Annotated in this window: 11 protein-coding genes and 2 tRNA genes; 9 read left to right on the plus strand and 4 right to left on the minus strand. The window is 68.2% G+C overall.

Features of this window, described 5'->3' with window-relative positions; genetic code table 11:
- Positions 1-497: 497 nt before the first annotated feature.
- Positions 498-1,169: an HAD-IB family hydrolase gene (locus BM066_RS25150; RefSeq protein ID WP_089931142.1), complete on the minus strand. Its 672-nt coding sequence runs from the start codon at positions 1,167-1,169 to the stop codon at positions 498-500.
- A 379-nt stretch (positions 1,170-1,548) separates the two neighbouring features.
- On the opposite strand from BM066_RS25150, the gene clpX reads away from it, so the two are divergent.
- The 5 genes from clpX to BM066_RS25175 all read left to right on the plus strand — a co-directional run bounded on the left by clpX (position 1,549) and on the right by BM066_RS25175 (position 7,485).
- Complete coding sequence (gene clpX, locus BM066_RS25155; RefSeq protein ID WP_089931127.1) at positions 1,549-2,811, plus strand: ATP-dependent Clp protease ATP-binding subunit ClpX; 1,263 nt, start codon at positions 1,549-1,551, stop codon at positions 2,809-2,811.
- Positions 2,812-3,210: 399 nt separating this feature from the next.
- Positions 3,211-5,610 carry an endopeptidase La gene (gene lon / locus BM066_RS25160; protein WP_089931129.1) on the plus strand — a complete coding sequence of 800 codons (2,400 nt, stop codon included), beginning with the start codon at positions 3,211-3,213 and terminating at the stop codon, positions 5,608-5,610.
- A gap of 147 nt (positions 5,611-5,757) precedes the next feature.
- Positions 5,758-6,036: an HU family DNA-binding protein gene (locus BM066_RS25165; protein WP_035074773.1), complete on the plus strand. Its 279-nt coding sequence runs from the start codon at positions 5,758-5,760 to the stop codon at positions 6,034-6,036.
- Between the two features lie 147 nt (positions 6,037-6,183).
- Positions 6,184-6,258, plus strand: a tRNA-Val gene (locus BM066_RS25170).
- Positions 6,259-6,378: 120 nt separating this feature from the next.
- Positions 6,379-7,485 (plus strand): winged helix DNA-binding domain-containing protein, encoded by a 1,107-nt coding sequence (locus tag BM066_RS25175; RefSeq protein WP_089931131.1) that lies wholly within the window; start codon positions 6,379-6,381, stop codon positions 7,483-7,485.
- Here BM066_RS25175 and BM066_RS25180 read toward each other — a convergent pair.
- Positions 7,482-8,735 (minus strand): glycosyltransferase, encoded by a 1,254-nt coding sequence (locus BM066_RS25180; protein ID WP_089931133.1) that lies wholly within the window; start codon positions 8,733-8,735, stop codon positions 7,482-7,484. The two genes, BM066_RS25175 and BM066_RS25180, sit on opposite strands and share 4 nt — an antisense overlap.
- Positions 8,736-8,839: 104 nt before the next feature.
- On the opposite strand from BM066_RS25180, the gene BM066_RS25185 reads away from it, so the two are divergent.
- Genes BM066_RS25185 through BM066_RS25190 form a run of 3 tightly spaced genes read left to right on the plus strand, consistent with a single transcriptional unit; the run spans position 8,840 to position 11,228 of the window.
- Complete coding sequence (locus tag BM066_RS25185; RefSeq protein WP_089931135.1) at positions 8,840-9,712, plus strand: SPFH domain-containing protein; 873 nt, start codon at positions 8,840-8,842, stop codon at positions 9,710-9,712.
- A gap of 55 nt (positions 9,713-9,767) precedes the next feature.
- Positions 9,768-9,935, plus strand: coding sequence for a type II toxin-antitoxin system antitoxin (locus tag BM066_RS26620; RefSeq protein ID WP_177218544.1), 168 nt, complete (start codon positions 9,768-9,770; stop codon positions 9,933-9,935).
- Positions 9,936-9,995: 60 nt separating this feature from the next.
- Positions 9,996-11,228, plus strand: coding sequence for a glycosyltransferase family 4 protein (locus BM066_RS25190; RefSeq protein WP_089931138.1), 1,233 nt, complete (start codon positions 9,996-9,998; stop codon positions 11,226-11,228).
- On the opposite strand, the gene BM066_RS25195 is transcribed toward BM066_RS25190, so the two are convergent.
- Positions 11,225-12,241, minus strand: a complete 1,017-nt coding sequence (locus BM066_RS25195) for an LLM class flavin-dependent oxidoreductase (RefSeq protein ID WP_089931140.1) — start codon at positions 12,239-12,241, stop codon at positions 11,225-11,227. The two genes, BM066_RS25190 and BM066_RS25195, sit on opposite strands and share 4 nt — an antisense overlap.
- Positions 12,242-12,378: 137 nt before the next feature.
- Between BM066_RS25195 and BM066_RS25200 the strand changes: the two genes are divergently transcribed.
- Complete coding sequence (locus BM066_RS25200) at positions 12,379-12,684, plus strand: UBP-type zinc finger domain-containing protein (RefSeq protein WP_177218545.1); 306 nt, start codon at positions 12,379-12,381, stop codon at positions 12,682-12,684.
- A gap of 58 nt (positions 12,685-12,742) precedes the next feature.
- Here BM066_RS25200 and BM066_RS25205 read toward each other — a convergent pair.
- Positions 12,743-12,819, minus strand: a tRNA-Asp gene (locus BM066_RS25205).
- Positions 12,820-12,836: the final 17 nt, after the last annotated feature.

Consider the following 12,836-nt stretch of genomic DNA (forward strand, 5'->3'; position numbering starts at 1 on the left):
CGAAATCACTTATCCTCCCCCTCCCGCGCCGCCGTATGATCAACTCACCTCGAGGCGATGGGGAGGGCGCTAAGGCCTGCGACCTTCGCGGCCTTGGGGTGCGGTCGAGCGGGAAGCGCTCGTCGGCGGCGGTTCCGCGAGGGGCCGCGACTTTCGTCCATCTGGTGCTGGCCGAGCCCGGAACACGGATACGGCGTTGGACGAAGGGCCGGCGAGGGCCAAGGCGGGCGGTGACGCCCGCCGCAAGGGACGGGGCTTCGCGGGCCTCGCCCTCCCGTCGGGGGCCAAGACCGGCGAGGTCCGAACAGGGCCGATCGCCGGACGCTCCCGGAAAACGGTCGCGCGGAGCGTCGGTCCTGGTCGAAACGGTATTTCTTACAAAGCTTCCGGGCCTGGCCCGGCGCTCCGCAGCCCTCCCCGAGCTTCAGCGGCTTTCCGCGTGAGGCGGCCAAGCCGTGTCCAGTCCGCCGGCCGAAAGGAGGCTCGTCATGCGGACCTCAGCCCGGCTTGCCCCGAAAAATCCGGTAGCCCTTCTCGTGGGCGATCGCCAGCATCTCGCGGTCGCCGGAGGTGTCGCCGTAGGCGGCGGCCAGCGACAAATCGTCGCCGAAGATTTCCTTCAAGCGGATCACCTTCTCCGGACCCCGGCAATTGGGGCCGAGCAGGGGGCCCAGCACCTTGTCGTTGGGGTCCAGGGCCAGGCGCGAGCCGATCAGCAGGTCGGCGCCCAGGCCGCGGGCGAACGGCGCGACCACCACGTCGGGCGAGGCGGTGACGATCACCAGCCGGGCGCCCTTGGCCCGCCACCGCCGCCAGACGGCCAGGGCGTCCGGACGGAACAGCCTGGGGGCTTCGGACTGGGCGAAGGCGCGGGCCTCGCGCTCCAGCTGCTCCAGGGGCACGCCGCGCAGGAACTCGCGGACAGCGGCGGCCTTGATCTTGCCGCGGTTGCGATCGAACAGATACCCAATGGCGGCAGGGAAAAGGCGCACCATGCCCATCAGGTGCCGGGCGGGGCTGACCCGCCATTTCAGGAAGGCGGTGAAGCTGTCGCGAACCGTCAGGGTGCCGTCGAAGTCGAACGCGACCAGGGGCGGACCCTCGTGCAGATCCCCGGTCATCGGCGTCGAGGCCGACAGGCCCCTCGCCATCAGGGATCGGGCCATCAGTGAACGTTTCGCCATTCGTCTCCGCGCTCGCGCGCCCCGCAACAGAGCCCGTCTTGCATCACGATTCCGCTTCCGCCGCTAAGCTCTTCGCGGATGTCCGACGCGGGCCCCGGCGCCCTTCCAACGGAGCGAACCGCGCCCGGCTTGCGTTGAGGATCCGGAGGACCATCTTAGAGAAGAATTCCATGAAACCGTACGCATCATCCACGAACTTGGGGGCTGTAAATCGGCTCCAAGGCTTGTGCCGTGCGCCCGGATCGGGGAATGTCAAGGATTAGACAACTCCCGGCGGATATCCTGCTGCTTCGGTGGCGGAATAGGCGCTAAGGAGTCGGTGGTTTCGGCTTCGGCCTGGACCGCCCTAGCGTGAGAAGCGACCATGACGAAAGCCGCGAGCGGCGACACCAAGAGCACTCTCTACTGTTCTTTCTGCGGAAAGAGCCAGCATGAGGTGCGCAAGCTCATCGCCGGCCCGACGGTGTTCATCTGCGATGAATGCGTCGAACTCTGCATGGATATCATCCGTGAAGAGCACAAGATCGCCTTCGTGAAGTCGAAGGACGGCGTGCCGACGCCGCGCGAGATCTGTGAGGTCCTGGACGATTACGTGATCGGGCAAAATCACGCCAAGAAGGTGCTCGCCGTCGCGGTGCACAATCACTACAAGCGCCTGAACCACGCCTCGAAGAACAACGACGTCGAGCTGGCCAAGTCGAACATCCTGCTGGTCGGCCCGACCGGCACCGGCAAGACGCTGCTGGCCCAGACCCTGGCCCGAATCATCGACGTGCCGTTCACGATGGCCGACGCCACCACCCTGACCGAAGCCGGTTATGTGGGCGAGGACGTCGAGAACATCGTGCTCAAGCTGCTGCAAGCCGCCGACTACAACGTCGAGCGGGCCCAGCGCGGCATCGTCTATATCGACGAGATCGACAAGATCAGCCGCAAGTCCGACAACCCGTCGATCACCCGCGACGTCTCGGGCGAGGGCGTGCAGCAGGCCCTGCTGAAGATCATGGAAGGCACCGTCGCCTCCGTGCCGCCGCAGGGCGGGCGCAAGCATCCGCAGCAGGAGTTCCTGCAGGTCGACACCACCAACATCCTGTTCATCTGCGGCGGCGCGTTCGCAGGGTTGGAGCGGATCATCTCGGCGCGCGGCCAGGGCAAGTCGATCGGCTTCGGCGCCAAGGTGGCGGATCCGGAAGAGCGCCGCACGGGCGAGATCCTGCGCGGCGTCGAGCCCGACGACCTGCAGCGCTTCGGCCTGATCCCGGAATTCATCGGCCGCCTGCCGGTGATCGCCACCCTGGAGGACCTCGACGAGGCCGCCCTGGTGAAGATCCTGACCGAGCCGAAGAACGCCTTCGTCAAGCAGTACCAGCGCCTGTTCGAGATGGAGAACATCGGCCTGACCTTCACCGACGACGCCCTGCACGGCGTCGCCAAGAAGGCCATCGCCCGCAAGACCGGCGCGCGCGGCCTGCGCTCGATCATGGAAGGCATCCTGCTGGAGACCATGTTCGAGCTGCCCAACTACGAGGGCGTCGAGGAAGTGGTGGTCAACGCCGAGGTCGTCGAAGGCCGGGCCCAGCCGCTGCTGATCTACGCCGAGAAGAAGGGCGGCGTCGCTTCGGCCTGAATCCGGCCCGAACGGCTCTGAAATCGGGCGCGTCCGGCTCCGCCGGGCGCGCCTTTTTCGTCACACCGGACACCTTTGCGTTGTGACGCTCGGCGCCGGATGTGGAGGTCAAAAGTCCGGCCGCGGCAGGACTTGGGCGTCCCGCGCGCTGCGTCAGCACGGATCGTGCATAGTGAAGCCGGGCAGGGGCATGCCTGTTGCATCTTGGCCGCTCGGCCGCGACCCGTCGCCGCTCTCAGGCGAGTACGCTTGAACCGTGTTGCAAAAGGTCCACATAAATAACGACCATCCGCTCAGTCCCGAGCGGACGGGCCGTACGACTCAGGCGCATCGTCTGGGTGACGGCGGCCCGCGTGGCCGAGCGCGAGTGCAACGCGCCGGCCAGGAGTAGAAAGCATCATGTCTGAGATTCGTACGCTTCCTGTGCTGCCCCTGCGGGACATCGTTGTGTTCCCGCACATGGTGGTCCCGTTGTTCGTCGGGCGTGACAAGTCCGTTCGCGCCCTCGAAGAGGTGATGCGCGGCGGCAAGGAGATCCTTCTGGTCACCCAGAAGAACTCGGCCGACGATGATCCGGCCCCGGCCGACATCTACGATGTCGGCGTGCTGGCCACCGTCCTGCAACTGCTGAAACTGCCCGACGGCACCGTGAAGGTGCTGGTCGAGGGCAAGGGCCGCGCGGCCGTCGTGCGCTTCACCGACCAGGAGGCCTATTACGAGGCCCAGATCGGCGAGGTGAACGAGGACCAGGGCGTGGGCCCCGAGGCCGAGGCGCTGTCGCGCGCGGTCGTCGAGCAGTTCGAGAACTACGTCAAACTGAACAAGAAGGTGCCGCCCGAGGCCCTGGCCTCGATCCCGCAGATCGCCGAGCCCGGCAAGCTGGCCGACAGCATCTCGGCCCACCTGTCGGTCAAGATCGGCGACAAGCAGCACCTGCTGGAAATCTTCGACGTCGTGAAGCGCCTGGAAAAGGTCTTCGCCCTGATGGAGGGCGAGATTTCGGTGCTGCAGGTCGAGAAGAAGATCCGCTCGCGCGTGAAGCGCCAGATGGAGAAGACCCAGCGCGAATATTACCTGAACGAGCAGATGAAGGCGATCCAGCGCGAGCTGGGCGACCCCGACGATCAGCGCGACGAGCTGATCGAGCTCGAAAAACGCATCAAGAAGACCAAGCTTTCCAAGGAAGCCCGGGCCAAGGCCGAGGGCGAACTGAAGAAGCTGCGCAACATGAGCCCGATGTCGGCCGAGAGCACCGTGGTCCGCAACTACCTGGACTGGATGCTGTCGATCCCGTGGGGCAAGGCCAAGACCAAGAAGATCGACCTGGTAGAGGCCGAGGCGGTGCTCGAGGAGGACCACTACGGCCTGGAGAAGGTCAAGGAACGCATCCTCGAATACCTCGCCGTCCAGGCGCGCACCAACTCGCTGAAGGGCCCGATCCTATGCCTGGTCGGCCCTCCCGGCGTCGGCAAGACCTCGCTGGGCCGCTCGCTGGCCAAGGCGACCGGACGCGAGTTCGCCCGCATCTCGCTGGGCGGCGTGCGCGACGAGGCCGAGATCCGCGGCCACCGCCGCACCTATATCGGCTCGATGCCCGGCAAGATCATCCAGACGATGAAGAAGGCCAAGACCACCAACGCCTTCGTCCTGCTGGACGAGATCGACAAAATGGGCAGCGACTACCGCGGCGACCCGTCCTCGGCCCTGCTCGAGGTGCTGGACCCGGCCCAGAACTCGACCTTCGGCGACCACTATCTGGAAGTCGACTACGACCTGTCCCAGGTGATGTTCGTCACCACCGCCAACAGCCTCAACATGCCCCAGCCGCTGCTGGACCGCATGGAGATCATCCGCATCCCCGGCTACACCGAGGACGAGAAGGTCGAGATCGCCAAGCGTCACGTCCTGCCCAAGCAGATGAAGGACCACGGCCTCAAGCCGTCCGAGTTCGTGGTGCCCGAAAAGGCCATCCGCGACCTGATCCGCTACTACACCCGGGAGGCCGGCGTGCGGTCGCTGGAGCGGGAGCTGGGCGCCCTGGCGCGCAAGACCGTCCGTGACCTGGCGCGCGAGAAGCTGGCCACGATCACGATCGACGACGAACGCCTGGCCAAGTACGCGGGCGTCAAGAAGTACCGCTACGGCGAGACCGACGAGATCGACCAGGTCGGCATCGTCACCGGCCTGGCCTGGACGGAGTTCGGCGGCGACATCCTGACCATCGAAGCCGTGAAGATGCCGGGCAAGGGCCGCATGACGGTCACCGGCAACCTCAAGGACGTGATGAAGGAGTCGATCTCGGCGGCCAACAGCTATGTCCGTTCGCGGGCCGTGCAGTTCGGCATCAAGCCGCCGATCTTCGAAAAGACCGACGTCCACGTGCACGTGCCGGACGGGGCCACGCCCAAGGACGGCCCGTCGGCCGGCAGCGCCATGGCCCTGGCCATCGTTTCGGTGCTGACCGGCGTCCCGATCCGCAAGGACATCGCCATGACCGGCGAGATCACCCTGCGCGGCCGGGTCACGGCGATCGGCGGCCTCAAGGAGAAGCTCCTGGCGGCCCTGCGTTCGGGCGTGAAGACGGTCCTGATCCCTCAAGAAAACGAGAAGGATCTGGCCGACGTCCCGCAAAGCGTGAAGGACGGTCTGGAGATCATCCCGGTGTCCACCTTCGACGAAGTGCTGAAACACGCCCTCACCGGGCCGCTCACGCCCGTCGAATGGCGCGAGGAAGATGAGCCGATTGCTGCAACTGCGAAGGTCGAGGACGGCGACAGCGACGCTGTTCTGACGCACTAACAGTAACTTATTGGTGATAACTTAGGCGGCGCGGAGATTTTCCGCGCCGCCTTCGTTTGACGGGCCGTCTGAACCCCGCATACTCCCGGTCGAGCGAAGCGGCGTGAGCTGTAGCCAGCGCCGCCGCTTTCATGCTGGGAGAAGAACATGACCACAAAGGCCGAACTCGTCACGGCGATCGCCGAAAAGGCGGGCATCAACAAGAACCAGGCTAAGGACGCTCTCGAGGCTTTCATCGACGCCGTCACCAGTTCGCTGAAATCGGGCGAGGACGTGCGTCTGGTCGGCTTCGGCACCTTCAAGGCCGTGTCCCGGGCCGCGGGCACCGCGCGCAACCCCCGCACCGGCGAGACCGTGAACCGTCCGGCGTCCAAGACCGCCCGGTTCCAGGTCGGCGAAGGTCTAAAGACCACGCTGAACGGCTGATCCAGTAACCAGATTTCGAGGGCGGGGCGCCACGAAAGCGCCCCGCCTTTTCCATGCGGGACTTTTCCGGGCGGACGGGGTATCTCCCACATCCTCGTCCGTCTTGGCCTCGTCCGCCTCGAATGGACCGGCTCGCAGGGGCCTTGGGGGCGGTTAGCTCAGCGGTAGAGCGTCTCGTTTACACCGAGAGGGTCGGGGGTTCGATCCCCTCACCGCCCACCAACATCCTGGTCCCACAGGCGATGGAGCTTCGCCTTCGCCCGCTCCGATCGCGACGCCGCCGTGGGGCGCCGACAGCGGCCTCGGGGCGAGGGGCGGGCGTCCTTCCGGGTCAGGAACGCGATGACGAAGGTCTTGGATCGTCGAGCGCTGAACCGGGCGCTGCTGGCGCGGCAGCATCTGGCGCAGCGCGCCGACCTGTCCGTGCCCGAGGCGCTCGAGCGGCTGATCGCCCTGCAGGCCCAGGCGGCCCAGGCGCCGTACTTCGCGCTCTGGACCCGGCTGAAGACCTTCGCGCCCCAAGCGCTTTCCGATCGGTTGGAGGATTTCAGCCTGGCGCGCGGCGCGCTGATGCGCGGCACGCTGCACGTGGCGGCCGCGACGGACTTCGCGGCGATCCGGCCGCTGATCCAGCGGGGTCTCGACCGGTTCCTGACCGAAGGCGGCGTCCATGGCCGCGCCCTGGCCGGGCTGGACCCTGCCGAGATCGCGGCGGCGGCGCGCGATCTGCTGCGACAGGGGCCGCTGAGCGCCGCCGAACTGCGCGACGCCCTGGCCGAACGCTGGCCCGACCGTGATCCGCAGGCCCTGGCCATGGCGGCGCGCATTCGTCTGCCGATGCTGCAACTGCCGCCGCGCGGCCTGTGGGGACGGAGCGGCCAGCCGACCCTGGCGGCGATGGAGGATCGACTCGCCGCGCCCAAACCCGGCCTCGCCCTGGCCGATCTCGTGCGGCGCTACATTGCGGCGTTCGGACCCGCCAGCGTCGCCGACGCCCAGACCTGGCTGGGTCTCAGCCGCCTGACGTCCACGTTCGAGGCGCTGCGGCCGTCCCTGGAGGTCTTCCAGGGCGAAGACGGCGTGGAGCTGTTCGATCTCCCGGAGGCGGACCGGCCGTCGGGCGACGCCGAGGCGCCCGTCCGGTTTCTTGGCGAGTTCGACAACGTGCTGCTGGCCCACGAGGACCGGACGCGGATCATGTCGGCGGATCATAAGCGCCGGCTCTATACGGCTAACGGCATCCTGCGGGCCGCCGTGCTGGTCGACGGCTTCACGGCGGGGCGCTGGCGCATCGAGGACGGCAGGACGACTTCGATCCTGCACGTGGAGCTGTTCGACAAGCCCGCCAAGCCGGTCGCCAAGGCCCTGGCGGACGAGGGCGAACGCCTGCTGGCCTTCGCCGCCAAGCACGCCGGCGGCGAGGTCCGGATGGAGGTCTCCGACGTTTAAGGCGCCAACGCCTCGAGTACGGCCGCGGCGTCGCGCGCCGCCTCGTCGGCGCGGATCGCCGCGCCCAGGGTCTGAGCCGCGGCCTTGAAGGCCGGCTCGTCCAGCAGTCGACGCGCGGCGGCGGCGATCGCGTCGGGGCTGGCGTCGGCCGGCAGGGTCAGGCCGGCGCCGCGATGGGTGACGCGGGCCGCGTTGTCGTGCTGGTCACGGCCCATCGGCAGGCACAGCAGCGGGACGCCGGCCATCAGCGGCCGCAGGGTCGAGCCGTGGCCCGCATGGGTGATGAACAGGGCGGCGTCCTGCAGCAGGTCGCCGTGCGGGGCGCTGCGGACGACGGCGACATTGGCTGGGGCGTCGAACTCGCCGGGATCGATGGTCGGGCCGGTGGTGACCACGCCGCGCACCGGCAGCTGGCCCAGGGCGGCGATGATCGCCCGCAGGACGGGTTCCTGCGCTTGATGGAGGCTGGAGAATGACGCCACGACCAGCGGCCCGTCGCCCGAGGGCGGAGCGAACGGCTCGACCCAGGCCGGATCGGCCAGGTAGGGACCGACATGGACGAACGGCGCGGGCAGGGGTTCGGGAGCGAAGTCGAAGGCCTTGCTGGTCGCCAGCAGGATCGCCTTGGCGACATCCAACTGTTCGAACAGATCGGTCAGGGGGAGCAGGCCCAAGGCGGCGCGAGCGGCGTTCAGGTCGGGCAGGCCGGCCTGGAAGAAGGTCCGGCTCATCTGGCCGATCATGGCGTGCATGCCGCGTTCCTCGTCGCTGGCCGCCGGAAGCATGCCGGCCCCGAGCGGCGGCGCGCCGGGCATGGTCGGCAGCGACCAGACGTTGGCGGCCAGCAGGGCCAGGGGGAGGCCCCGGGCCTCCGCCGCCGCCATCGGACCCAGCAGCAGCTCCTGCGAAACGACCACGTCCGGAGCGAAGGCGTCGATCGCGGCCAGGGTGTCGCCGGCGTAGGCGAGGGCGGGGCCGGCCATCACCTGGTCGAGCAGGCGCTGGATCACCGCCAGCGGACTGTCGGCCTCGTGATCCTTCAGGCGATCGTCGTCGCGGGTCTTGCCGGTCTGGAAGGGGGCGGTCGTCCAGGCGTGGAACGGGATGCCCAGGGCCGCGGCGTCAGGCGCGTTGCACGGGTCGCTCAGCGCCAGCACGGCATGGCCGCGCGCCGCCAGGTCGCGGGCGACCAGCAGCATCGGCTGCACATGGCCGCCGCCTTCCCAGGTGGTGAACAGAAACCGCGCCATCAGGACCCTCGACCGCATCCGCGCCGCCTGCCTACGCGGTCTGGAGGAGCCTTGCCATAAGCGATCAAAGTGATATCATTTTGACATCAAATCTGGAGGGCTCCATGTCCGACGCGCCGAATATCAACCGATCGACCGAACGCGCCTTTGGCGGAATGGGCGGCGGGCTGCCGCTGCTGTCGCTTCCCGTGCTGATCGCCGCCGCCGTCTGGGCCTTCGCGAACGGCCAACCGGTGATCGGCGCCGTGCTGATCGTCCTGTTCCTGCTGGTCAGCTTCGGGTTCTATTCGCTGCAGCCCAACGAGGCCTATGTCGTCACGCTGTTCGGGACCTATGTGGGCACCGATCGCCGGACCGGCCTGCGCTGGGTGCTGTTCTGGTACGGCCGCAAGAAGATCAGCCTGCGAGTGCGCAACGTCACCAGCGAGAGGCTGAAGGTCAACGACAAGCGCGGCAACCCGATCGAGATCGCCGCCAACATCGTCTGGCGCGTGTCGGACACCGCCCAGGCCCTGTTCGACGTCGATGATTACGTCGCCTTCGTGAACATCCAGATCGAGACCGCCTTGCGCGAAACGGCCTCGCACTACGCCTACGATCACGACGACGGTGGCGAGCCCACGCTGCGGGCCGACGCGGACCAGGTCGGCGAACGCTTGCGGACCGATCTTCGGGGCCGTACGGCGGTGGCCGGGGTGGCGATCGACGAGACGCACCTGATGCATCTGGCCTATGCGCCGGAGATCGCGGGGACGATGCTCAAGCGTCAACAGGCCGAGGCGGTGCTGGCGGCGCGCCGCACGATCGTCGCCGGCGCGGTGGGCATGGTCGAGCACGCGCTGCAGCAGCTCAGCGACCGGGAAGTCGTCGTCCTGGACGACGAGCGCAAGGCGGCGATGGTGTCCAACCTGCTGGTGGTGCTGTGCGCCGACCGCGAGGCCCAGCCCGTGGTCAACACCGGCACGCTGTACGGTTGATCCCTTGGCCGCGTCTCCGCCAGATGCGTCGAAAGGCGGGCGCCGCGCGTTTCTGATGCGCGTGCGCCCCGAGGTTCTGGCCGCCGTCGAAACCCTGGCGGCGGCCGAACTGCGCAGCGTCAACGCCCAGGTCGAAATGCTCTTGCGCGAAGCGCTCGCGCGTCGCGGCGCGTTGCGAGCGCTGGACACCGGTTCAGCTTCGGAGGAACCTCCGTCCCCGTGAGTGTCTTAAGGCTCTGCGACCGTCTCGACGGGAGCGGCTGACAAGCGAGGTTCCGGCGTGATGGATTTGAGGTTTGATCCGCTCTCGGCGTTCAACGAGGCAGAAGAACCCCTGTTCAGGGCGGTCCGGCCGGGCGGAAAGCCGGTCAGGCTGGTCGACACCACCATGCTCTACGCCCCTCGCAGCGGCGGCGTACGGCGCTATCTGAACTCCAAGCGGACGTGGATCGCGGCGAATCGGCCGCTGGTCCGGCACACCCTGGTGGTGCCCGGTCCCCGCGACGCGCATGACGGACACGGACGGGTTTCCATCTATGCGGCGCCGTTGCCGTTCGGCGACGGCTATCGCTGGCCCGTGGTCAAGAACGCCTGGATGGAGCGGCTGATTCGTCAGCGTCCGGACATCATCGAGGCCGGCGATCCCTACACGCCGGGCCTGGCGGCCCTGAAGGCCGGCGACGCCCTGGGCGTGCCGGTGGTGGGCTTCTGCCATACCGACCTGGGCGCCCTGGCGGCGCTGCACATCGGCGAATGGGCGGAAAAGCCGGTGCAGAAGCGCTGGGCGGCGATCTACCGCCAGTTCGACCAGGCCGTGGCCCCCAGCCAGTTCATCGCTGGGCGGCTGATCGAGGCGGGCGTCAAGAACGCCATCGGCCTGCCGCTGGGCGTCGACACCGACATCTTCGATCCCAGCCGCGGCGACCGCGAGGCCCTGCGTCGCCGGCTGGGCCTGACCAGTCGCCATCGGATCCTGGTGTTCGCCGGTCGTCCGGCCCGGGAGAAGAAACTGGACGTGCTGGTCGAGGCGGTCGAGCGCCTGGGCGATCCCTATGTGCTGCTGTTCGTGGGGGCAGGCGCCGGGGCGCCGTCCAGCGACAGGGTGATCTGCATGGACTACCAGCGCGACCCGCAGAGTTTGGCGGCGGTGCTGGCCGGCTGCGACGCCTTCGTCCACGCCAACGACAACGAGCCGTTCGGCCTGATCGTGCTGGAAGCCATGGCCTGCGGCCTGCCGGTGATCGGCGTGGCGGCCGGCGGCGTGGCCGAATCCGTGGACGAGACGGTCGGCGCCCTGGCCACGGCCTCGGAGGCCCGCGCCTTCGCCGAGGCGGTGGAGTCGGTGTTCGCGCGCGACGTGGCGGCCCTGGGCCATGCCGCCCGCCAGCGCGCCGAGCAACGGCACGGCTGGGACCCGGTGTTCCGCAAGCTGTCGGCGATCTATGGCCGGCTTACCGGTTGCGCCGCGTTCGAAGATGCGCCCGCGCCGGTCCCCGAACTGATCGGCTGGAACTAGGCGGCCGCTTCCGTCAGCTCGCCGCGCACCTGGGCCAGGATCTCGTAGGATCGTTTCCGGGCGGCGTGGTCGTGGATCTGCGAGGCGGCCATCAGCTCGTCGGCGCCGGTGGCGTCCAGCACCGCCTGGATCCTGGCGCGGACCGTGTCGGGCGAGCCGATCGCCGAATAGCGGAAGGTGTGGTCCAGGCCCGCGATCTCGGATTCGGAGGCCACTTCGCGGATGTCGTCGACCGGCGGCGGCAGCAGGCCGGGGTTGCCGCGCCGCAGGGCCACGAACTGTTGCTGGCTGGAGGTGAACAGGCGGCGGGCCTCGTCGTCGGTGTCGGCCGCGCAGACCCCGATGCAGACCAGCACATAGGGCTGGGCCAGGGCCGGCGACGGCTTGAAGGTCCGGCGATAGACGGTGATCGCCTCCATCAGTTGGTCCGGCGCGAAGTGAGCGGCGAAGGCGAAGGGCAGGCCCAGGGCGGCGGCCAGCTGGGCGCTGTAGGTGCTGGAGCCCAGCAGCCAGAGCGGGACCTGCTGGCCTTCGCCTGGTACGGCGCGCACCGCTTGGCCCGGTTGGGCTGGCTGGAACCAGCCCTGCAGCTCGACGACGTCCTGGGCGAAGCTGTCGACCGCGCCCATGTAGCGGCGCAGGGCCCGCATGGTCGCCTGGTCCGTGCCCGGCGCGCGGCCCAGCCCCAGGTCGATGCGGCCGGGATGGAGGGCGGCCAGGGTGCCGAACGCCTCGGCCACCATCAGCGGCGCGTGGTTGGGCAGCATGACCCCGCCCGAGCCGACCCGGATCGTCGAGGTGCCGGCCGCCACGTGGCCGATGACCACGGCGGTCGCGGCGCTGGCGATGCCCGGCATGTTGTGATGCTCGGCCAGCCAGTAGCGGTGATAGCCCAGACGCTCGGCGTGGCGGGCCAGGTCCAGGCTGTTGTGAAGCGCCTGGCCGACGCTGGTTCCTTGCGGAACGGGGGCCAGGTCGAGGACGGAGAAGGGCAGGGGATGGGCGTGCGGCATGCACGCTAGATCGGGACGACGGCGGCGAACCTCAAGACGACCGGTTCGTACTAGCCGCGGCGCGGCGGTCGGCGCAGGAATCGCTGTGGACAACCGCACCCCAGACGCATCCCTGGGGGCGACGAACGGAGACCGCCATGGCGTTGAAATGCACCCATCTGGATCAGATCCAGGACGTGACGCCCGGAACCGCCGGCTGCGAGGAATGTTTGAAGACTGGTGATTCCTGGCTGCACCTGCGGCTCTGCCGGGTCTGCGGGCATGTGGGCTGCTGCGACCAGTCGAAAAACAGGCACGCCACCCAGCATTTCAAGCTCACCGGCCACCCGATCATCGAGGGCTACGACCCGCCCGAGGGCTGGGGCTGGTGCTATGTCGACGAGGAATTCTTCGAGTTCGACGCGCCGACCCCGCATCCGGGGCCGATCCCGCGATTCTATTGAGGCGCGCGAATCCCGCACCCAGGGCGAACCCGGACTTTAATGATGGGAGGAGGGGAAGTGGCGCGAATGACGGGACTTGAACCCGCGACCTCCGGCGTGACAGGCCGGCGCTCTAACCAACTGAGCTACATCCGCATCGGGCGCGAACCAAT

Origin of the sequence: Caulobacter sp. UNC279MFTsu5.1 (assembly GCF_900114015.1) — a bacterium.
Lineage (GTDB): Bacteria > Pseudomonadota > Alphaproteobacteria > Caulobacterales > Caulobacteraceae > Caulobacter.